This window comes from Pseudonocardia xishanensis, assembly GCF_039541715.1.
In the GTDB taxonomy this organism is placed as follows: Bacteria; Actinomycetota; Actinomycetes; order Mycobacteriales; family Pseudonocardiaceae; genus Pseudonocardia; species Pseudonocardia xishanensis.
This window is the reverse complement of the sequence record NZ_BAABGT010000117.1, coordinates 45363-66869: the sequence shown is the minus strand read 5'-3', so window position 1 is coordinate 66869 and position 21507 is coordinate 45363. Positions and strand designations below refer to the sequence as shown.

General features: G+C 74.0%; 18 protein-coding genes. 10 read left to right on the top strand and 8 right to left on the bottom strand.

The genetic code is table 11. From position 1 onward, the window contains the following. Positions 1-40 precede the first annotated feature (40 nt). Positions 41-277, top strand: a complete 237-nt coding sequence (locus tag ABD993_RS33580) for an Lrp/AsnC family transcriptional regulator (RefSeq protein WP_345427212.1) — start codon at positions 41-43, stop codon at positions 275-277. After that, on the top strand, positions 274-837 hold the full coding sequence (locus ABD993_RS33575) for a DUF3515 domain-containing protein (protein ID WP_345427210.1): 564 nt from the start codon (positions 274-276) through the stop codon (positions 835-837). Before ABD993_RS33580 ends, ABD993_RS33575 begins: the two co-directional genes overlap by 4 nt. A gap of 44 nt (positions 838-881) precedes the next feature. On the opposite strand, the gene ABD993_RS33570 is transcribed toward ABD993_RS33575, so the two are convergent. Both ABD993_RS33570 and ABD993_RS33565 read right to left on the bottom strand, forming a co-directional pair. Then, positions 882-1967 (bottom strand): D-alanine--D-alanine ligase family protein, encoded by a 1086-nt coding sequence (locus ABD993_RS33570; RefSeq protein WP_345427208.1) that lies wholly within the window; start codon positions 1965-1967, stop codon positions 882-884. A gap of 121 nt (positions 1968-2088) precedes the next feature. Further along, a complete protein-coding gene (locus tag ABD993_RS33565) occupies positions 2089-2967 on the bottom strand; it encodes an isocitrate lyase/PEP mutase family protein (protein ID WP_345427206.1) in 879 nt (292 codons plus the stop codon). A 29-nt stretch (positions 2968-2996) separates the two neighbouring features. Between ABD993_RS33565 and ABD993_RS33560 the strand changes: the two genes are divergently transcribed. Further along, positions 2997-3428 carry a TIGR03618 family F420-dependent PPOX class oxidoreductase gene (locus ABD993_RS33560; RefSeq protein WP_345427204.1) on the top strand — a complete coding sequence of 144 codons (432 nt, stop codon included), beginning with the start codon at positions 2997-2999 and terminating at the stop codon, positions 3426-3428. Positions 3429-3584: 156 nt separating this feature from the next. Then, the gene (locus ABD993_RS33555) at positions 3585-6074 is read left to right on the top strand and encodes an MFS transporter (RefSeq protein WP_345427245.1); all 2490 of its coding nucleotides are present in this window, start codon (positions 3585-3587) and stop codon (positions 6072-6074) included. Positions 6075-6182: 108 nt separating this feature from the next. On the opposite strand, the gene ABD993_RS33550 is transcribed toward ABD993_RS33555, so the two are convergent. Beyond that, positions 6183-7550, bottom strand: coding sequence for an aminotransferase-like domain-containing protein (locus ABD993_RS33550; RefSeq protein ID WP_345427202.1), 1368 nt, complete (start codon positions 7548-7550; stop codon positions 6183-6185). A gap of 41 nt (positions 7551-7591) precedes the next feature. Here ABD993_RS33550 and ABD993_RS33545 point away from each other — a divergent pair, with 41 nt between their 5' ends. The 5 genes from ABD993_RS33545 (at position 7592) to ABD993_RS33525 (ending at position 13461) form a co-directional block, all read left to right on the top strand. Then, positions 7592-8251, top strand: a complete 660-nt coding sequence (locus ABD993_RS33545) for a pyridoxamine 5'-phosphate oxidase family protein (protein ID WP_345427200.1) — start codon at positions 7592-7594, stop codon at positions 8249-8251. A 213-nt stretch (positions 8252-8464) separates the two neighbouring features. Further along, the gene (locus tag ABD993_RS33540) at positions 8465-10513 is read left to right on the top strand and encodes a prolyl oligopeptidase family serine peptidase (RefSeq protein ID WP_345427198.1); all 2049 of its coding nucleotides are present in this window, start codon (positions 8465-8467) and stop codon (positions 10511-10513) included. Continuing rightward, on the top strand, positions 10510-11478 hold the full coding sequence (locus ABD993_RS33535) for a mechanosensitive ion channel family protein (RefSeq protein WP_345427196.1): 969 nt from the start codon (positions 10510-10512) through the stop codon (positions 11476-11478). Before ABD993_RS33540 ends, ABD993_RS33535 begins: the two co-directional genes overlap by 4 nt. Continuing rightward, positions 11475-11858, top strand: coding sequence for a globin (locus ABD993_RS33530; RefSeq protein ID WP_345427194.1), 384 nt, complete (start codon positions 11475-11477; stop codon positions 11856-11858). The genes ABD993_RS33535 and ABD993_RS33530 overlap by 4 nt, the downstream gene beginning before the upstream one ends. Before the next feature lie 16 nt (positions 11859-11874). Beyond that, a complete protein-coding gene (locus tag ABD993_RS33525; RefSeq protein ID WP_345427192.1) occupies positions 11875-13461 on the top strand; it encodes a glycoside hydrolase family 13 protein in 1587 nt (528 codons plus the stop codon). Positions 13462-13607: 146 nt separating this feature from the next. Here ABD993_RS33525 and ABD993_RS33520 read toward each other — a convergent pair whose 3' ends face one another. Beyond that, positions 13608-14282: a DUF998 domain-containing protein gene (locus ABD993_RS33520; RefSeq protein ID WP_345427190.1), complete on the bottom strand. Its 675-nt coding sequence runs from the start codon at positions 14280-14282 to the stop codon at positions 13608-13610. Positions 14283-14375: 93 nt separating this feature from the next. On the opposite strand from ABD993_RS33520, the gene ABD993_RS33515 reads away from it, so the two are divergent. Then, a complete protein-coding gene (locus ABD993_RS33515) occupies positions 14376-14942 on the top strand; it encodes a TetR/AcrR family transcriptional regulator (protein ID WP_345427188.1) in 567 nt (188 codons plus the stop codon). 61 nt (positions 14943-15003) lie between these two features. Here ABD993_RS33515 and ABD993_RS33510 read toward each other — a convergent pair whose 3' ends face one another. Genes ABD993_RS33510 through ABD993_RS33495 form a run of 4 tightly spaced genes read right to left on the bottom strand, consistent with a single transcriptional unit; the run spans position 15004 to position 21487 of the window. Beyond that, the gene (locus tag ABD993_RS33510) at positions 15004-15648 is read right to left on the bottom strand and encodes a DUF8185 domain-containing protein (protein ID WP_345427186.1); all 645 of its coding nucleotides are present in this window, start codon (positions 15646-15648) and stop codon (positions 15004-15006) included. Beyond that, positions 15645-16127, bottom strand: coding sequence for an acyl-CoA thioesterase (locus ABD993_RS33505; RefSeq protein ID WP_345427184.1), 483 nt, complete (start codon positions 16125-16127; stop codon positions 15645-15647). Before ABD993_RS33505 ends, ABD993_RS33510 begins: the two co-directional genes overlap by 4 nt. Before the next feature lie 44 nt (positions 16128-16171). Continuing rightward, positions 16172-16828 carry an alpha/beta fold hydrolase gene (locus ABD993_RS33500; RefSeq protein ID WP_345427182.1) on the bottom strand — a complete coding sequence of 219 codons (657 nt, stop codon included), beginning with the start codon at positions 16826-16828 and terminating at the stop codon, positions 16172-16174. A gap of 30 nt (positions 16829-16858) precedes the next feature. Next, positions 16859-21487: an NAD-glutamate dehydrogenase gene (locus ABD993_RS33495; RefSeq protein ID WP_345427180.1), complete on the bottom strand. Its 4629-nt coding sequence runs from the start codon at positions 21485-21487 to the stop codon at positions 16859-16861. Between the last annotated feature and the right edge of the window lie 20 nt (positions 21488-21507).

Genomic DNA, 21507 nt, shown 5'->3' with positions numbered 1-21507 from the left:
GGTCCGGGGGACCGAGCGAGTACAGAAAGGGAGGCACGCCGTGGTGCAGGCCTACATCCTGATCCAGACCGAGGTCGGGAAGGCGGCGTCCGTCGCCGCCGAGATCGGCGCCATCCCCGGCGTGGTGAGCGCCGAGGACGTGACGGGCCCCTACGACGTGATCGTGCGTGCCGAGGCCGCGGACGTCGACGAGCTCGGCCAGCTCGTCGTGGCCAGGGTGCAGGGGATCCTCGGGATCACCCGGACCCTGACCTGCCCGGTGGTCAAGCTGGGGTGAGCGCGTCCTCTGATCTGCGGCGCCCGGCGGTGGTCGTCGCGATCGCGCTCCCGGTGCTGTTGGCCCTCGTCGTCGCGGGCCTGGCGCTGTACGCCCGGTCGGGCGGGTTCACCCCCGCCCCGCCCGCACCGGAGACCGGGCCGCTCGCCGTGGCCCCCGTGGACGCGCCCGCCGCGGGCGGGCAGGCGTGCGCGAGCCTGCTCGCCGCGCTGCCCACCGACCTCCCCGGCGATCCTGCGTCGACGGGTAGGCCCCTCGCCGAACCCGCCCAGCCGGGCGTGAAGGCGTGGGCGGCGAGCCCGCGTCCCGTCGTGCTGCGCTGCGGCCTGACCCGGCCGCAGGAGCTCACCCCGACCTCCACGCTGACCGAGGTCAACGGGGTCAGCTGGCTCACGATCACCGACGGCACCCCCGAACCGAGCCTGGTCACGTACGTGGCGGTGGACCGCGAGGTCTACGTCGCGCTGACCACGCCCACCCGGATCGGCTCCGGCCCCGTCCAGACGATCAGCGACACGATCGCGCGCACCCTGCGGGAGCAACCCGTCCAGGTCCGTTGACCGTGCGCGACGGGTAGCGCTCCGGCACCACTCGCCGCGTACGGTCAGCGCAGGCCGGTGCCCCGCGCCAGGGCGGTGTCGATCAGGGTGCTCAGCAGGGTCGGGTAGTCGACGCCGGTCTCGGCCCACATCCGCGGGTACATCGAGATCGGGGTGAAGCCGGGCATGGTGTTGACCTCGTTGACGGTCAGCTCCCCGTCCTCGCCGACGAAGAAGTCCACGCGGGCCAGCCCCTGGCAGTCCAGGGCGCGGAAGGCGGCGATCGCCATGTCCCGCAGCCGGTCCGACACCTCGTCGTCCAGCTTGGCGGGGATGTCGAACTCGCAGACGTCGTCCAGGTACTTGGCCTCGAAGTCGTAGAAGTCGCTCTTCCCGCCGACCACGCGGATCTCGGCGGGCAGCGAGGCGCGCAGCGTGCCGTCCGGCAGCTCCAGGACGCCGCACTCGACCTCGCGGCCCACGACCGCGGCCTCGACCAGCACCTTCGGGTCGTGCACGCGGGCGGTGGCGATCGCGGCGTCCAGGTCCGCCCAGTCGGTGACCCGGGTGATCCCCACGGACGACCCGGCCCGCGCCGGCTTGACGAACACGGGCAGCCCCAGCCGCTCCCGCTCGGTCTGCGACACCGTGGCCCGGTCCCGGCGCAGCACGGTCAGCACCCCGGCGGGCAGCCCGTCCGCAGCCAGGAGCTTCTTGGTGAACTCCTTGTCCATCCCGGCCGCGCTGGCGAGCACGCCCGCGCCGACGTAGGGCAGCCCGGCCATCTCCAGCAGCCCCTGGATGGTGCCGTCCTCGCCGAACGGGCCGTGCAGCACCGGGAACACCACGTCGACGCCTGCGAAGACCTCGCCACGGTCCAGCCGCAGCAGCCCACCGCGGGTGGGGTCGCCGGGCAGCGCGAGGGCCGTCGCCGTCGCGTCCACGGACGGCAGCGCCCGGTCGCGGATCTGCAGCGCGGCGGGGTCGTCCGTGCCGAGGACCCAGGCGCCGTCCGGCGCGATGCCGACCGGCACGACGTCGAACCGCCCGCGGTCCAGGTGGGTCAGCACGCTCCCCGCCGACACGCAGGAGATCGCGTGCTCCGAGCTCCGCCCGCCGAAGACGACGGCCACCCTGATCCGCTGGCTCATGCCCCGGAGGGTAGGCGGCACCATCACCCGACCGGCGCACCGACCCGCTCGCACGAACGGCACTCTTGTGCGGACCTACCGCACGAGAGTGCCGTTCGTGCAGGTCAGCGGTTCGCGCAGGTCAGCGGTACCTCTGCTCCAACGTCCCGATCTCCTTCAGGCCCACCAGGTCCGTGAACTCGTCGAACGCGGGCAGGCCCGGCAGCGCCGAGACCGGCGTGCCCTCCTTGCGCAGCGTCTCCAGCACCCCGCGGATGCCCGCGGTCGCCGCGAGCAGGGTGCCGATCGGGTACAGGACCAGCGAGAACCCGAGCTCGCGGATCCGCTCCAGCGACAGCGGCGGCGTCTTCCCGCCCTCGGCCCAGTTGAAGACGAGCGGCCCCACCCCCGCCAGCCGGGAGGCCACCTCCTCGATGTCCTCCTCCGAGGTCGGGGCCTCGACGAACAGCAGGTCGGCGCCGGCGTCGGCGAAGGCCTTCGCCCGCTCGACGGCGGCGTCGAGCCCCTCGACGGCCACCGCGTCGGTCCGGGCGATGACCAGCAGGTCCCGGCGGGCGTCCACCGCCGCGCGGATCTTCCCGAGCATCTCCGGCAGTGAGACGATCTCCTTGCCCGCCATGTGCCCGCACTTCTTCGGCGTGACCTGGTCCTCGAGCTGGATCGCGGCGACCCCGGCCTGCTCGTACGACTGCACGGTGCGGATCACGTTGATCGCGTTGCCGTACCCGGTGTCCCCGTCCGCGATCACCGGGACGTCCACGGCGGCGACCATCCGGCGGGCGTTGTCGACCATCTCGGCGGCGCTGAGCAGGCCGACGTCCGGGCGGCCCAGCAGACCCGCCGTCGTCCCGAAGCCGGTCATGTAGACGACGTCGAAGCCCGCCTGCTCGACCAGCCGGGCGGACAGCGCGTCGTACGCCCCGGGCGCGACGAGCGGGCCGGGCCCGGCCAGCAGGTCGCGCAGCGAGGGACGGTCACGGGGGGAGAGCAGATCGGCCATGCCGCCGAGACTACGAGCAGACTGCCCGCATGAGCACCGACCTCGAGGCCGTCCGCCGCATCGTCGCCCGGGAGCACGGCCTGTGCTCCGTGACCGTGGTCCGCGCGGACGGCACCCCCCACTCCTCCCTGGTCAACGCCGGGGTCCTCGACCATCCGTCGACCGGCGCGCCGGTCGTCGGGTACGTCACGTACGGCCCGGTGAAGCTGCGCAACCTGCGCGACCGCCCCGCCACCTCGCTGCTCTGGCGCGCAGGCTGGCAATGGGCGGCGGTGGACGGGACCAGCGAGCTCGTCGGGCCAGGGGACACCGACCCCGAGGAGCTGCGGCTGCTGTTGCGCGCGGTCTTCACCGCCGCCGGGGGCACCCACGACGACTGGGCCGAGTACGACCGCGTGATGCTCGCCGAGGGCCGCACCGCCGTGCTCGTCACGCCGACGCGGGTCTACGGCAACGCCTGATCCTGTGGGCGATACCACCCGGCCGGACTCGACCGGTGCACGACGCAACAGTTAGCCTGGTTCAACTGCTTTCGTCGTGCAACTGGAGGATCGGTGTCGACCGAACAGCCGGGCCCGGGCTACAAGTGGATAGCCCTGTCCAACACCACGTTGGGCATGCTGATGGCCACGATCAACTCGTCGATCGTGCTCATCGCGCTGCCGGACATCTTCCGCGGCATCGGGATCGACCCGCTCGAGTCGTCCAACACCGGCTACCTGCTGTGGATGATCATGGGCTTCCTGGTCGTCACCGCGGTACTGGTGGTCGGCTTCGGCAGGCTCGGCGACATGTTCGGCCGGGTCCGGATGTACAACATCGGCTTCGCGGTCTTCACGGTCTCGTCGATCCTGCTCGCCGTCACCTGGCAGCAGGGGGACGCCGCCGCGATCTGGCTGATCTCCTGGCGCATCGTGCAGGGCATCGGCGGCGCCTTCCTGATGGCCAACTCCAGCGCGATCCTCACCGACGCCTTCCCGCATAACCAGCGCGGCCTGGCGCTGGGCATCAACGGTGTGGCGGCCATCGCGGGCTCCTTCCTCGGCCTCGTGGTCGGCGGTCTGCTGGGGCCGGTGAACTGGCACCTGGTGTTCGTCGTGTCGGTGCCGTTCGGCCTGTTCGGGACGTTCTGGGCCTACTTCAAGCTGCACGACAACGGCCGCCGCGTGCGGGCGAGGATGGACTGGTGGGGCAACCTCACCTTCGCGGTGGGCCTCATCGTGCTGCTGATCGGCATCACCTACGGCATCCAGCCCTACGGCGACAGCGTGATGGGCTGGGGCAGCCCGATGGTGCTGGCCTGCATCATCGGTGGGATCGCGCTGCTGGTGGTCTTCGGCATCATCGAGACCCGGGTGCAGTCCCCGCTCTTCGAGCTCTCGCTGTTCCGCAACCGCGCCTTCACCCTCGGGAACCTGGCCAACCTGCTGTCCTCGCTCGGCCGCGGCGGGCTGCAGTTCGTGCTGATCATCTGGCTGCAGGGCATCTGGCTGCCGCAGCACGGCTACAGCTTCGAGGAGACGCCGCTCTGGGCGGGCATCTACATGCTCCCGCTGACCGTCGGGTTCCTGGCCGCGGCGCCGGTCTCCGGGGTGCTCTCGGACCGCTGGGGCGCCAAGTGGTTCACCACCGGCGGCATGGTGCTCACCGCGGCGAGCTTCGTGCTGCTGGAGGTCCTGCCGGTCGACTTCGACTACTGGGCGTTCGCCGCGATCCTGCTGGTCAACGGCATCGGGATGGGCCTGTTCTCCTCCCCCAACCGGGCCGAGATCATGAACAGCCTGCCCGTGAACTCCCGCGGCGCGGGCGCAGGCATGACGGCCACGTTCCAGAACTCCGCGATGGTGCTGTCCATCGGCTTCTTCTTCAGCCTGATGATCGCCGGCCTCTCCACGAACCTGCCGTCGGTCATGAACTCCGGCCTGGTCCAGAACGGCGTCCCCGCGGCGGACGCCGCCCGCATCGCCGGGCTCCCGCCCGTCGGCGTGCTGTTCGCGGCGTTCCTGGGCTACAACCCGATCCAGGAGCTGCTCGGCGGGGTGCTGCAGAACATCCCGCCCGCCCAGGCGGAGTTCCTCACCGGCCGCAGCTTCTTCCCGAACCTGATCTCCGGGCCGTTCGCCGAGGGCCTGACGGCGGCGTTCTGGTTCGCGGTCGCCGCGTGCGTCGTCGGGGCGGTGGCGTCGCTGTTCACCGGACGTCGTCAGGTCGCAGGCGTGCCCGAGACCGTGGGCGCGGAGCTGGCCGCCGAGGGCGGCGAGCTGGTCGACACCGGGGAGCCGACGCCGCCCGCGGGCTTCGCCGCCGCCGACGACATCCCGCCCGCGGGCTCGGTGTCCGGCGCCCTGCGCACGGCCCACGGCACCGCGATCCCCGGCGGCGTCGTCACGGTCACCGCGCCGGACGGCACCCAGGTCGGCCGCACCGAGGTCGACCGCGGGGGCGGCTACGCGCTGGGCGGCCTGCCCTCCGGCGACTACCTGGTCGTCGCGACCGCACCGGGCTTCCGCCCGGAGGTCGCGACCGTGCACCTCAACGGTACCGGCCGCGCCCACGACTTCGACCTGCGCGGCGACGGCGCCGTGCGCGGCCTGGTCCGCACCGGCGACCGGCCCACCCCGGGGGTCGCCGTCCTCGCCCTCGACGCGACCGGCAGGCTCGTCGGCCGCACCGTGACCACCGAGGACGGCCGCTTCCGCCTCGCCGACATCCCCGTCGGCACGACGACCCTCACCGCCACCCTCGCGGGCCACGAGCCCACCGCGACCACCGTCTCGGTGACCCCCGAGGGCGCCGTGGTCGAGCTGGTCCTGGCCGCGGGCGGCGCGCTCGCGGGCACGGTCAGCGGGCCGGACGGGCGGGTGCTCGCCGCCGCCCTGGTCACCGTGCTCGACGGCGCGGGCGAGGTCGTCGCGACGACCACCAGCGGGCCGGACGGCCGCTTCGCCATCCCCCGCGTCGCCCCCGGCCCGTACACGGTCACCACGAGCGTGCACGTGCCCGCGGTCGCCTCCGTCGACGTCGGCGGGTCGGGCACGCAGTCGGTGGAGCTGCGCCTCGGCGCGGTCGGCCCGGCTCCCCGCGGGCTCCCGGTCGCGGGCGACTGATCCACTCCTCGGGAGCGGGCCGGTCGATTCCCGACCGTCTCGCGCCCGAGGCGCGGATCACCGGGCCGGTCCGCCCGCCGCGCGCCCGCTCCGCTCCCCGAGCGTGGATCACCGACCGCACAGCTCCGCGACGCCCGGGAGGGCCGACTCCAGCTCGGCGCGGGTGGGGCCCGCGTACCCCACCACGATCCCGCCCTCCCCGCTCCCGTGCCGCTCCAGCACGTCCAGGCCGATCCCCTGCTCGGCGGCCCTCGACTGCACCTCGCGGGCCCGGGCCGCCGACTCCAGGGGCACCAGGACGTGCGCCCCCGCCCGGTCTCCGAGCACCGGGGCCAGCGCCGCGACGACCAAGGCGCGGCGCTCCCCCAGCTCGCGCCGCAGCCGTCGGAGGTGGCGGGCCAGGTCGCCCGCCCCGGCGAAGGCGGTGAGGACCCGCTGGCCCGCCGCCCCGGGGCGGGTGCCCGTCCGCTCGCGCTCGGTCAGCAGGGCCGTGCGGACGGCGGGCGGGGCGACCAGCCAGCCCGCGCCGAGGGTCGGGGTGAGGATCTTGCTGACCGTGCCCAGGTGCACGACGACGTCCGGGCCCAGCGCCGCCAGCAGCGGCAACGGCGCGACGTCGTAGCGCAGCTCCCCGTCGTAGTCGTCCTCGAGGACCAGGAAGCCCTCCGCCCGCGCCCGCTCGACCAGCGCGATCCGCCGGTCCGCGGGCAGCCGGGCGCCGAGCGGGAACTGGTGTGCGGGCGTGCAGTAGACGGCCGTCACGCCGTCCGGGACGAGGTCGACACGCAGGCCGTGCTCGTCCACCGGCACCGGAACCGTCTCCAGGCCCGCGGCGGCGAACGCGCTGATCGCGCGCTGGTACCCCGGGTGCTCCACCGCGACCCGTCCAGCGCGCTCGGCACCGCGCTCTCGACCGTGCCCGGCCAGCAGCCGGGCCACCTCGGCCAGGCCGCCGGTGCTGCCGCCGGTGGCGAGCACGTCGGAGGTGACCAACCCCCTGTGCCGCAGCAGGTGCTCCGCGACCACGGCGCAGTACTCGGGCAGGCCCGCATAGGACGGGAGGAGGTCGGGCTCGGCGTCCGCCGCCGCCCGCCAGGCCCGCCGCCACGCGGCCCGGTCCAGCACCTCCGTGCACGGCACGCCGGGGCGCAGGTCGATCCGGACCCCGGAGTCCGACGGGGCCGAGACGCCACCCCCGCCTCCCCCGCCGGGTCCGGGCCCGGTGACGTGCGGCGGGATCCCACGGACGAACGTGCCCGCCCCGACCCGGCCCTCCACCCACCCCTCGGCCAGCAGCTGGTCGTAGGCCGCCGCCGTCACCGTGCGGCTGACCGCCAGGATGGTGGCCAGCTCCCGGGTCGACGGCAGCCGGTCCCCCGCCCGCAACGCCCCGCCGACGGCGGCCGCGCGCAGCCCGTCCGCCAGCTGGACGGCGAGCGGCCGGGTGCGGTCCAGCGGCAGCGGCGGCAGCTCCATCGAGTGGCCTTCCCGAATCGGTCGCGATTGGCCGTTCCAGGATGCCACCCGTGCGCCCAGACTCGACAGGTGTGACGCTCTCCCCCACCCCCCGCACCACCGTCGGCCGCCTCCGGGAACGCGGCGCCACCGACCGCGCCGCGCTCTACGACGTGCTCGACACCGGCCTGGTCTGCCACGTCGGGTTCGTCCGCGAGGACGCGCCGATCGTGCTGCCCACCGGGTACGGCCGCATCGACGACACCCTCTACATCCACGGCTCCACGGGCGCGCGCTGGTTGCGCGAGGGTCCGGTCTGCGTCACGGTCACCCACCTCGACGGCATCGTCTACGCCCGCTCGGTCTTCCACTTCTCGATGAACTACCGCAGCGCCGTCGTGCTCGCCGACGCCCGCACGGTGACCGACGAGGCGGAGCGCCGGGCCGGGCTGGAGGCGATCGTCGAGCACCTCGCCCCCGGGTCCTGGGGCTACGCACGGGTGCCGTCGCGGAAGGAGATGGCCGCCACCGTCGTGCTCGCCGTCGACCTCGCCGAGGCGAGCGTGAAGATCCGGACCGGCCCGCCCGGGGACGACGCCGAGGACATCACCGACGAGGTCTGGGCCGGCGTCGTCCCGCTCAGCAGCGGCTTCGGCGTCCCGCGACCGGACGTCCACGTCCCGGCGGGCGCCGGGCCCCCGCCCCACGTGCACACCAGGTGACACCCGGGGCGGGTTCGGCGACGATCACCGCCCTGACACGCACCGAGGTCCACCGGGAGGACGACGGCGAGCTCCTCGGCTCCGCGTCGGCGACTCACCCGCGGGCCGGCGCGCCCTGCCGGTGTTCGGCGGCGTGGTCCCCACCACGCCGGACGCCGCGGAGCTCACCCTGGTCCGATGCCCCCCGGGCGGGCTCCCGTAGCCTCGCGTCGCGTGAGTACGTCCTACCCTCCCGCCGAGCGCCTGGACCTCGTCGAGGACCTGCACGGCCACGCCGTGGCCGATCCGTACCGCTGGCTGGAGGACCCGGACGACCCGCGCACGGTCGCCTGGTCCACCGCGCAGGACGAGCTGGCCCGCGCCGCCCTGGACGCCCTGCCCGGCCGGGAGCGGCTGGAGGAGCGGCTGCGCTCCTACCTGTCCGCGGGCTCGATCTCGGTGCCGCTGTGGCGGGCCGGGCGGGCGTTCTTCTCGCGTCGGCTGCCCGGCGAGGAGCACGCCGTGGTCCACGTCCGCGAGGGGGGCGTCGAACGCCCGCTGCTGGACCCGATCGCGCTGGACCCCACCGGCCTCACCACGCTGGACACCTGGGTGCCGGACCTGGAGGGCACGAAGATCGCCTACCAGGTCTCCACCGGCGGGGACGAGCAGTCGGTCCTGTACGTGCTCGACGTCGCCACCGGCGAGCTCGTCGAGGGCCCGATCGACCGCTGCCGCTACTCCTCGGTGGCGTGGCTGCCGGGCGGCGAGGAGTTCTTCTACGTCCGCAAGGTCGCGAACGGCGAGGTGCCGGAGGGCGAGGAGGACTTCCACCGCCGGGTGTGGCGACACCGCGTCGGCTCGACCGAGGACGTGCTGGTCGAGGCCCCGGGCCTCTATGAGGACCACACCTACTACGGCGTCCGCGTCTCGCGGGACGGCGTTTGGCTCGTGGTGTCCGCGAACGTCGGCACCGCCCGGCGGGACTCGGTCTGGGTCGGCCCCGTCGGCGGCGCGCTCGTCCCGGTCCTCACCCAGGCGGACGACGTCCAGGCCACCTGCTGGGTCGAACGGGACGGCAGGCTCTACATCCACACGACCGACGGCGCCCCGCGCTGGAGGCTGGCCGTGGCCGACCCGGCGTCGCCCCGCCGGTCCGAGTGGCGCGACCTGGTCCCCGAGGACCCGGGCTCGGTGCTGCAGGGCGTCCGCTGGCTGGACACCGCCGAGCCCCGGCTGGTGCTCGCCCGCTCGCGGCACGCCGTCGCCGAGCTGGCCCTGCACGCCCTGGACGGCACGCCTGCCGGCGAGATCCCGTTGCCCGGCAGGGGATCCCTCACCGGCCTGACGGTCGCGGACCGGGACACCCCTGAGCAGCGGGGCAAGGTCTGGATCGGGTGGACCGACCTCGTCACGCCGCCGCAGGTGCACCGCTTCGAGCACGGGGAGACGGTGCTCGAGGCCACCGCGCCCGGCCAGGTCGAGCTACCCGCCGTCCGCTCCGAGCTGCGCGAGTTCTCGAGCAGGGACGGCACGGTCGTCCGGATGTTCGTCGTCACCCCGGACTCCGACGGCCCCTTCCCCACCCTGGTGACCGGCTACGGCGGGTTCTCGCTCGCCCGCGAGCCCTCCTACACGTCGTCGGCGCTGGCGTGGGTGGCCTCCGGCGGCGCGTACGCACTGGTGGGGCTGCGCGGCGGCAGCGAGGAGGGCGAGGCCTGGCACCTCGCGGGCAACCGGGCGAACAAGCAGAACGTGTTCGACGACCTGCACGCCGCCACCGAGACCCTGCTGAAGGACACCGCCACGAGGGTCGCGATCCAGGGCGGCTCCAACGGCGGCCTGCTGGTCGGCGCGGCGCTCACCCAGCGCCCCGAGCTGTACGCCGCCGTGGGCTGCTCGGCACCGCTGCTGGACATGGTCCGCTACGAGCGGTTCTCGTTGGGCCGCACCTGGAACGACGAGTACGGCACGGCGGACGACCCCGAGGAGCTGGGCTGGCTGCTCGGCTACTCCCCGTACCACCACGTGCGCGAGGGCGTCGCCTACCCGCCCACGCTGTTCACCGTCTTCGACTCGGACTCCCGGGTCGACCCGCTGCACGCCCGCAAGATGTGCGCGGCGCTGCAGCACGCCACGACCGCGCCGGTCCGGCAGAGCCCGGTGCTGCTCCGTCGGGAGACCGACGTCGGCCACGGCGCCCGGTCGATCTCGCGCACCGTCGCGCTGTCCGTGGACACGGTGTCCTTCCTGGCCTTCCACACCGGTCTGGAGATCTCATGAGTGTCGCGAACGTCGTCATGCCGGAGGCGCCCGCCTGCGCCGCCGAGGCCGGGAGCTGGTGCGCCCGGCTCTGGTCCTGGACCCACGTCGACTTCCTCGCCGACTCCGCCGACGCCCTGATGGGCGGCGGCCTGCGCATCCTGCTGATCGTCGCGATCGGCCTGGTGGTGCGGCAGCTGCTGCACCGGACGATCACCCGCGTGGTCGAGGGGGCGTCGAACGGGAAGGTGCACCGGCTGCTCGGCCGGGCCCCGAAACGCCTGCGCCCCAACGCCCAGATGTCCGCCCGCCGCGAGCAGCGGGCCCGCACGATCGGGTCGGTGCTGCGGTCGATCACCTCGGCCGTCGTCCTGCTGGTCGCCGCGATCATGGTGCTCGCCGAGTTCGGCGTGAACCTCGGGCCGATCCTGGCCAGTGCCGGGATCGTCGGCGTCGCCGTCGGTTTCGGCGCGCAGAACCTGGTGAAGGACTTCCTCTCCGGCATGTTCATGCTGCTGGAGGACCAGTACGGCGTCGGGGACATCGTGGACGTCGGCGAGGCCAACGGCGTCGTCGAGGCCGTGGGGCTGCGGATCACCACGCTCCGAGACCACCAGGGCACCGTCTGGTACGTCCGCAACGGCGAGATCCTGCGCGTCGGCAACAAGTCGCAGGGCTACGCCGTCGCCGTCGTCGACCTGCCGCTGGCCCACCAGGCCGACATGACCCAGGCGGCGGACCTCGCCGGGCGGGTCGCCGCGGAGCGGGTGAAGGAGCCGGACATCTCGTCGGACGTCCTGGAGGACCCGGAGGTCCTCGGGATCGAGAAGGTCACGGCGGACGGCGTGACGCTGCGGGTGACGGTGAAGGTCAACCCGGGCAAGCAGTTCGGCGTCCAGCGGGCGCTCAACGCCGCCATCACCGACGCGTTCGACGAGGAGCACCTCCCCCGCCCGGTCCCGGTGTCGGGGAGGATGGCGCCGTGACGCAGCCCCAGAACTTCTACGCCGAGGTGGGTGGCGAGAAGGTCTTCCACCAGATCGTCCACCGCTTCTACGAGCAGGTCGCCGAGGACGACGTCCTGCGCCCGCTCTACCCCGAGGAGGACCTCGGCCCCGCCGAGGACCGGTTGCGGATGTTCCTCGAGCAGTACTGGGGCGGCCCCCGCACCTACTCCGACCAGCGCGGACACCCGCGGCTGCGGATGCGGCACAACCCGTTCAAGGTCGGCCCGATCGAGCGGGACGCCTGGCTGCGCTGCATGCGCGTGGCCGTCGACGAGGCGGACCTGGACGAGGCGCACCGCGCGCAGCTGTGGCAGTACCTGGAGTATGCGGCGGCGAGCATGGTGAATTCCGCGTTCTGACCTAGAGTGGACACCCGTGCGCGGCGACGGGGAGACGGAGCTTGCGGAGTCGACCGTCGACGCGGAGACGCCGCTCGCGGACGCGACCGTCGGGGGCGAGTGGTGGGCGACGGGCGTCGTCTACCAGGTCTACGTCCGCAGCTTCGCGGACTCGGACGGGGACGGCGTCGGCGACCTCGCAGGCGTCCGGTCGCGGCTCGGCTACCTCGAGCTCCTGGGGGTGGACGCGCTCTGGCTCAGCCCCGTCTACCCCTCGCCCGGCGTGGACCACGGGTACGACGTCAGCGACCCCCGCGACATCGACCCGCTCTTCGGCAGCCTGGACGACTTCGACGGCCTCCTCGCGGACGCCCGCCGCCACGGCATCCGGGTGATCATCGACCTGGTCCCCAACCACACCTCCGACCAGCACGAGTGGTTCCGCGCGGCGGTCTCGGCCGCGCCCGGGAGCCCCGAGCGGTCCCGGTATCACTTCCAGTCGGAGCCGAACAACTGGCAGAGCGTCTTCGGCGGTCCGGCCTGGTCCCGGGTGGCGCCGGAGGACGAGTACTACCTGCACCTGTTCGCCCCCGGCCAGCCGGACCTGAACTGGGCCCATCCCGAGGTGCGCGAGGACCTGGAGAAGACCCTGCGGTTCTGGTGCGACCGGGGCGTCGACGGGGTGCGGATCGACGTCGCGCACGGGCTCGCCAAGCCGGAGGGCCTGCCGGACGACCGCCGCCAGCCCGGCTGGACCGTCGTCGAGGACGGCACCCCGGACCCGCGGTTCGACCAGGACGGCGTGCACGAGGTGCACCGGCTCATCCGCGGCGTGCTGGACCGGTACCCGGGCCGGATGGCCGTCGGCGAGGTCATCGTGCGAGACGACGCGCGCTGGTCCGCCTACGTCCGCCCGGACGAGCTGCACCTCGCCTTCCACTTCGGCCTGCTGAACTGCCCCTTCGCCGCCGACGAGATCCGGGACACCATCGACCGGACCATCGCCGCCGCGGGGTCGGCGCCCGCGGTCTGGACGATCGCGAACCACGACGTCCCGCACCCCGTCACCCGCTACGGCTCGCTGGAGCGCGCCCGCGCCATGGCGTTGATCGCGCTCGCCCTGCCCGGCACGGCGTACCTCTACAACGGCGAGGAGCTCGGCCTGCCGGACGTGGACCTGCCGGACTCGGCGCTGCAGGACCCGACCTGGCGGCTCTCCGGCGGCACCGACCGCGGCCGGGACGGCTGCCGGGTCCCGATCCCGTGGGAGGGCGAGGGCCCGGGGTACGGCTTCACCACCGGCACGCCGTGGCTCCCGATGCCGGAGTCCTACGGCGCGCTGACCGCGGCGGAGCAGCTGGAGGACCCGGACTCGACGCTCTCCCTGTACCGCCGGGCCCTGGAGCTGCGCAAGGAGCACCCGGCGTTCCGCGGGGCGCAGATCGAGTGGTTCGGCGCCCCCGAGAACTGCCTCGCCTTCCGCCGGGTGGGCACGACCCTGGTCTGCGCCCTCAACACCGGCGACCGCCCCGTCCCCCTCCCCCCGGGAGACGTCCTGCTGACCAGCGCCGACCTCACGGAGAACGGCGAGCTCCCCGCCGACACCGCCGCCTGGCTGGCCTGACCCCGAGTCCGACACCCACACCCCGCGAGCCCCCCACTCCCGACCCCCGAGTCGGACACCAGGACCCCGCGAGTCCCCCACTTCCCGACCCCCGAGTCGGACGCCCGCGCCGGGCCTGTGCCCGACCGTGCAGCGGGATGGGTCGCTCAGGCCGAGGCCCGACGGTGCAGCTCCGGGTGCGGGACGATCCGGTAGGCCCGCACCGAGGCGACGGCGAGCCAGACCCAACCGACGACCACCGCCACCCAGAGCAGCGCGATCCCCGCGCCGCCGGGCGACAGCGCCGCCCCACCCAGGAACCCGACGATCACGACGACGCCCGCCGCCCGGGAGAACACCGCACCGGGCAGCTCACCCGCGAGGATGAGCGCCGCCGCACCCAGGGTCAGGAACCCGATCGCGCCGAACACCAGGTGCAGCAACCCGCTGCTCGTCGCCTGCGCCGCGGCACCGGGCGGGAAGCCGTTCGTCGGATCCGGCGGGAAGACCGCGCTGAGCACCAGGCAGAGCGCGTACACCCCGAGCAACACCCCACCGGCGGTGCCGCGTCGCCCCGCGACGGCGCGGACGAACCCGAGCGCCGCCGCACCCACCATGATCCCGGTGAGGACCAGGTTCAGGGCCTGCAGCAGGCCGTGGTCGCCGAGCAGCAGGGCGCTCAGCGGGTGGCGGGTGAGATCGAACCCGGTTCGGGTCGACGCCAGGATCAGGCCGAAGACCAGGTAGAACGGCCCCGCGACCACACCCCAGCCGAGCAGGGAGCGCGTGACCGCGGCCCCGGTGTCGAACCCCTCCCGAGCCATGGACGCCTCCGAAATCATGCACTCAACGGTGTAGAAGTGTTCGGAAGAGTGCAGTACTGCACTGGTCAGTGTCAAACTGCGCGGGTGTCGACGACCGGCGAGGACCCCCGCGTGACACGCTCCCGCGCGATCATCCTGGCCGCCGCGCACACCGGGTTCGTCCGGCACGGATACGTCGGGACGAACGTCGACGAGATCGCCGCCGAGGCCGGGGTGTCGAAGCGGACGGTCTACAACATCTACGGCGACAAGGAGACGCTGTTCCGGGCGGTCGTCGACGCGGCCATCGCGATCGCGGAGCGGTTCTCGGCGGCGCTGGCCCACGACCTCGCCGTCGACGACCTGGAGGGCGTGGCCGAGCGGCTCGTCGGATCGGTGCTCAGCGACCGGGTGATCCCCCTGCGGCGGCTGCTGATCGGCGAGTCGCGGCGGTTCCCGGAGCTGGCGCGGGAGTACTACGACCGGGCGCCCGGGCTCGTCCTGCGCACCCTCGCGGCGCACCTGCCCCGACACCCCGGTCTGCGGATCGACGACGCCGAGACCGCGGCGGAGCACTTCGCCTTCCTCGTCCTCGGCCCGGCCCTCGACCGAGCCCTGTTCGACGACGACGAGCCCCGCGATCCCCGCAGGCGAGCGCGAGCCGGCGCCGCCGCCTTCCGTCGGGCGTACTCCCGCTGACACCTCGGGCCCCCACGTCCGACTCGCGTGGCGGAAACGTGGGACTCGCGGAGCGGGAAGGTCAGGTGAGGAGGGGGAGGGCCATGACGCGCCTGCGGACCACGGCGCCGAAGCGGGCGTCCAGGCGGAGCCAGGAGCCGGTGGCCGAGACGCGCACCACCGGGGTGTCCGCGGAGCCCGCGCCGGTGTCCGCGCCGCCGAGGAAACCCATGCCCGACAACGCGAACAGCACGCGCATGGGGACCGTCACCGTGCCGGGGACCGCCCCCGAGACCGTGAGGACGGGCTGGTCAAGGAGGGAGGCGGGTGGGCCGAGCGGACCGCCGTGCTCGCGGGCGAGGGTGAGCCCGCGGTCGGTCAGGGCCTCGAGCTCGGCGGCGGGGATGTCCTCGAGTCGGACCCAGCCGTCGTCCGGGGGGAGGTCGGTGAGCCAGGGGGCGCCGCCGGCGCCGAGGTCGACCTCCGGGGAGCGCTCCACCTCCAGCGCGGTGAGCAGCACCGATCCCAGGACGGTGAGCTCCGCGGGATCGAGGGTTCCCTCGACCGAGCGGGTCGCGAGGGTCTCGAAGGGGGTGGGGGCCCAGGCCGTCACGCGGCCTCGGCCCGCTCGCAGCCGGACCGCCGCCATCGCGTCCAACCGCACCAACCGTGCCGTGAACGCGCCGAGATCCGCCCGCGCCGACGGGTCGGCGAACCGGAGCGTCACGAGACGGCCTCCGACCCGACCGACGACCCGACCGACGACCCGACCGAGGATGCGGCCGCGGGAGCCGGAGCCTCCGGGGTCCACCGGGCCAGGTACTCCCGCTCGGCCGCGCTCAGTCGCCGGGGGCGGCCCGTCGTGAGATCGACGACCGCCATCCGCGTCGACGCCGTGATCGCCACCGGGTCCTCCGCCGCGGGGCCCTCGTGCAGGGCGTAGTCGATGGTGAACGATGCGGCCCGCAGCTCCCGCACCGTCATCTCCACCCGCACGGTGCCCGGGCGGTAGGCCACCTGGCGCTTGTAGTCCACGGTCAGGCCCGCGACCAGCGTGCCCTCCGCGAAGGACCCGAGCCCCGACGCCGTGAACACCAGGTCCACCCGCGCCTCCTCGAGCAGCGTGATGGCCCGGGCGTGGTTGACGTGGTGGTAGATGTCCTGGTCGGTCCACCGCAGTGGGACCTGTGCGACGTAGCGAGCCACGCCGCACAGCGTGTCAGACGGCCCCGCGACCCGCCCCGGACGGGTCAGCCGACCGCCACCAGCGCGTCGACCAGCTCCGCCGGGTAGGACAGCGCGTTGAGGTGCCCACCGGGCAGCTCGACCACCGGCAGCCCCAGCCGGCCCCGCGCCACCCGGCGCTGCAGTGCGAGGGGGAACAGCCGGTCCTCCCGCGCCGCGAGCACCGTCGTGGGTACCGCGGGCCAGGCACGCAGCGGGTAGGGGTCGGCGAAGGACTTGTCCGACTGCGGCCGCCCGCCCGCCATCAGCTCCGCGTGCAGGTACTCGGGGATGTCGTGCAGGAAGTCCCGTGCCATGTCGAAACCCTCCAGCCCGGCCTCGCGCCGCGCCTCCTCCTGTCCGACGGCCTCCCACCACTCCCCCGCCGTCTCGCCCGGCGCCGGGATCATCGGGTTGACCAGGACGAGGTGCCGCACGGGGATCTCGGCCGCCACCAGCGCCCCGGTGTAGGCCCCCATGGACTGCGCCACCACCACGGGCTCGGTCGCGGCCCCCAGCGCCTTCACCGCCAGGGCGACGTAGTCCGCCCAGCCGAGGGACTCGTCGTCCCCGGGGAGGTCGACGGTCACCGGTCGGTGTCCGCGCGCGGTCAGCTCGGCCTCGACCCGGTGCCAGAACCAGGGCTCGCCGCCGGCACCGGGGATCAGCAGGAAGGTCGTCATGTCAGGGCAGACGGCGGCGAGCGCCGGAACTCATCGGGCCAGGCTGCGCAGCTGCCGCGAGATGACCGAGAGCGTGGCCAGGTCGAGCTGCCGCCCGGCCCCGGCGATCTCCTGCAGCGCCGTGCGGGCCCGCACCAGCCGGGACGCGTTCGCCCGCTCCCACTGCGCGATCGTCTCCTCGACCGGGGTTCCGGGATCGGCGACCCGCAGCGCGTCGAGGGTGATCGCGCGCAGCGAGCCGTAGAGGTCGTCTCGCAGGGCGAGCCGGGCCAGCTGGTGCCAGCGGTCCCCGCGCGGCAGGGCGTTCACCGAGTGCTGCGCCACGTCGACGCCGAGGTGGTCGCCGAGCGCGAAGTACGTGCGCGCGACCTCGTCGGGCTCCCGCGGCTCGCCGTCCCGCTCGGACAGCTCGACGAGGTCGACGACGTCCAGCAGGGAGTACGCGGGGATCTGGGTGGCGGCGCGGGCGGCCAGCCGCTCCGACACGCCCTCCGCGACGAGCGCCGCCGCGTGCGCCCGCACGGCCTCGGCCTCGCGCCCGGCCAGCAGCTCGGGCAGCCGGTCCCGCATGGCGCGGACCTGCTCGCCGAACCGCGCCACCTCGGCGCCGACGGCCAGCGGCTGCGGCCGGGTGGTGAGGAACCAGCGCGAGGCCCGGTCCAGCAGCCGCCGCGACTCCAGGATCATCCGGTCCGCCACGGCGACCGGCATGCCGGTCTCCCGGACCTCCCGCCACCGCCCGGGCAGCCCGTACACCTGCGTGACGACGGCGTAGGCTCGCACCACGTCCGACGGCCCCGCCGCGGTCTCCTCCGCCAGCCGGAACGCGTAGGTGATCCCGGCCCCGTCGACCATCTCGTTGACCAGCTTGGTGCCGAGGATCTCGCGGCGCAGCGGGTGCTTCGGGATCGCCGCCCCGAACCGCTCGCGCAGCGGGTGCGGGAAGTACTCGGGCAGCCGGTGGGTGAAGGCGGCGGCGTCGGGCAGGTCGGTGTCCAGCAGCCGGTGGGTGAGGTCGAGCTTGACGTGCGCGATCAGCGTGGCCAGCTCGGGCCCCGTCAGCCCCTGCCCCGCCTCCTCCAGCTCGGCGAAGCCGGCCTCGGAGGGCAGCACCTCCAGCTCCCGGACCAGCCCCGTGCGGGCCTCCAGGTCCGTGACGAGCCGGGCGTGCACGTTCGCCATCTCCGCCGCGTGCGCGCGGGAGGCGCCGAGCACCGCGTTCTGGTCGGTGTTGTCCTTGAGCACGAGCGCGGACACCTCGTCGGTCATCTCGACGAGCACCGCGTTGCGCGCGGAACGGTCCAGCGCGCCGTCCGCCACGAGCCGGTCCAGCAGGATCTTGATGTTGACCTCGTGGTCCGAGCAGTCCACGCCCGCGGAGTTGTCGATGGCGTCGGTGTTGATCCGCCCGCCCGCACGGGCGAACTCGATGCGCCCGCGCTGGGTCAGCCCGAGGTTGCCGCCCTCGCCGACGACCTTGACGCGCAGCTGCCGCCCGTCGACGCGGATGGCGTCGTTGGCCTTGTCCCCCGCCGCCGCGTGGCCCTCGGTCGAGGCCTTGACGTAGGTGCCGATGCCGCCGTTCCACAGCAGGTCGGCCGGGGCGAGCAGGATCGCGTGGATCAGCTCCGGCGGGCTCAGCTTGACGACGTGCTCCGCCAGCCCGAGCGCCGCCCGCATCTCCGGCCCCACCGGCACGGACTTCGCGGTGCGCGGCCACACCCCGCCGCCGGCCGAGATCAGCGACCGGTCGTAGTCCTCCCACGAGGAGCGGGGCAGCGCGAACAGCCGCTCGCGCTCGCGGAACCCCTCCGCCGCAACGGGGTTCGGGTCCACGAACACGTGCCGGTGGTCGAACGCGGCGACCAGCCGGATGTGCTCGGAGAGCAGCATCCCGTTGCCGAACACGTCCCCGGACATGTCCCCGATCCCGACGACGGTGAAGTCCTCGGCCTGGGTGTCGCACCCGAGCTCGGCGAAGTGCCGCTTGACGCTCTCCCACGCCCCCTTGGCCGTGATGCCCATGGCCTTGTGGTCGTAGCCGACCGAGCCGCCGGAGGCGAACGCGTCTCCGAGCCAGAAGTCGTAGCTCGCGGCGACCTCGTTGGCCACGTCGGAGAACTTCGCGGTGCCCTTGTCCGCGGCCACGACCAGGTAGGAGTCGTCCCCGTCGTGTCGGACGACCGACGGCGGCGGGACCGTCTCCCCACCCACCAGGTTGTCGGTGACGTCCAGCAGGCCGGAGATGAAGATCCGGTAGCAGGCCTCGACCTCGGCCGGGTCCGGCCGCGCGGCACGCACGACGAAGCCGCCCTTCGCGCCGACCGGGACGATGACGGCGTTCTTCACCGCCTGCGCCTTGACCAGCCCGAGGATCTCGGTGCGGAAGTCCTGCGGGCGGTCCGACCAGCGCAGGCCGCCGCGGGCGACCGGGCCGAAGCGCAGGTGCACGCCCTCGACCCGCGGCGAGTACACGAAGATCTCGTAGCGCGGCCGCGGTGCGGGCATGTCCGGCACGGCCGCCGGGTCGATCTTGTACGAGACGAAGGACCGCTCGCGGAACCAGTTGGTGCGCAGCGTCGCGGTGATCATCGCGAGGAAGCCGCGCAGGATGCGGTCCGCGTCCAGCCCGGCGACCTCGTCGATGAGGGCGGTGACCTCGGTCAGCGCCTCGTCGGCGAGCTTGTCGCGGTTCGGCTCGGCGGGGTCGAAGCGGGCCCGGAACAGCCGCACGAGCCCGCGCGCCACGGACGGCTGGGTGAGCAGCGTGTCCGCCATGTAGTTGACGCCGTACGTGCTGCCGACCTGGCGGGCGTAGCGGGCGTAGGCGCGGAGGACGGCGGCCTCGCGCCAGTGCAGCCCCGCCCGCAGGACGAGGGCGGAGAACCGGTCCGCCTCGGCGTCTCCCGCCCACGTGGCCCGGAAGGCGGCGCAGAAGGCCGCCTCGAGCTGCGCCTCGTCGTCGTGCGCGGACTCGCCGTCGATGTGCAGGCCGAAGTCGTACAGCCAGCAGCGGCGCCCGTCCGGCCGGGTGAACTCCGAGGGGTGCTCGTCGACGACCTCGACCCCGAGGTGCTGCAGGATCGGCAGGATCCGGGTGAGTGTGACGGGCTGGTCCAGGTACAGCGTGAGGCGACGGTCGTCGCCGGACGGGTAGAGCCGGACGTCGAACCCGCCCTCCGGCAGCGCCAGGATCCGCCGCAGGTCCTCGACGGCCCGCCCCGGCGTGACGCCGGCCTTGTAGGAGTCCGGGATGCCCGCGAGCAGCCCGGGCACGGTCGTGGCCTCGGGGCCGAGCCGGTCGACGAGCCGGTCGTCCCAGGTCCGGGCCGCCTCGGTGAGGGCGTCGGTCAGCGCGGCGAGGTCCGGCAGCGTGCCCGACTCGGTCTGCACGGTGAAGTGCACCAGCGCGTACACGGCCTCGGTGACGCGCGCGGTGTAGTCCACGGTGATGCCGTGCAGCTGCTCGCGCAGCACCGCCGCCATGGCCAGCCTGCTGGTCGTGGTGTAGCGGTCGCGGGGCAGGTAGACCAGGCAGGACACGAAGCGCTGGTGGGCGTCCGGGCGCAGGAACACCCGCACCGCGCGGCGCCCCGCCAGGCCCAGCACGCCGACGGCGATGTCGTGCAGGTACTGCGCGCTCGCCCCGAACAGCTCCTCGCGCGGCAGCCCGGAGAGGATCTCCAGCATCTGCTGACCGGAGAACGACTCCAGCGGGAAGCCCGCGCGGTGGATCGCCTCGCGCACCCGGCGCGCGACCACGGGGATGTCCAGCACGCTCTCGAACAGCGCCGGGACGGTCAGCATCCCGAGGAACCGGTGCTCCCCGGTGGGGTTGCCGTCGTGGTCGAAGGTCCGCAGGCCGACGACGTACGGGTGCACGCCGCGCAGCACCCGGCTGCGCACGCTCGCCCGGGTGAGCACGAGCAGCTCGTCGCCTGCGGAGTCCGGGACGATCGCGTCCCCGCCCAGCGCGTCCCCGCGCAGCACTCCGAGGCCGGAGGCCAGCTCGGGCGCCAGCACCCCGTCCTGCAGCGTGTAGTGCCGGTAGCCGAGGAACGTGTAGTGCCCCTCGGCCAACCAGCGCAGGAACTGCGAGACCTCGTGCCGCTCCGAGCCGCGGTCGGTGCGCACCCCCGCGGGAACGAGCTCCTCGGCGAGCACCTCGTCCGCCAGCGTGCGGATCCGGTGCTCCATGCGGTCGCCGTCCTCGACGACCTCGCGCACGTCGTGGAGGGTGGCGCGCAGCGCGTCCGCCAGCGCCACCGGGTCGGTGACGCCCGCCACCTCGAGCCGGATCCAGGACTCGGCCAGCGTCCCGGCGGGCGGGTTCGCGGGATCGGCCCGCGGGAGCACCTCCTGCAGCGCGCCGACCGCGTCCCGGCGGACCACGACGATCGGGTGCAGCAGCCGGGACACGGCGCCGCCCGCCCGCTCGACCGAGGCCAGCAACGACCCCACCAGGAAGGGCATGTCGTCGGTGACGATCTCCGCCGCCCGGCCCTCGACCCGGACCAGCGGCTCGCCGGGGACGCGGGTGGCGGCCAGCGCCCGATGGGCGCGGGCCACCTCCCGCAGGTCCGGCCTTCCGTCGCCGCCGGAACCCTCGGCCAGGGCCTGCCTGGCGAACAGGTCGGTCAGGTCCTGGTCCTCGCTCATGCGGGCGACACTATCGGGGC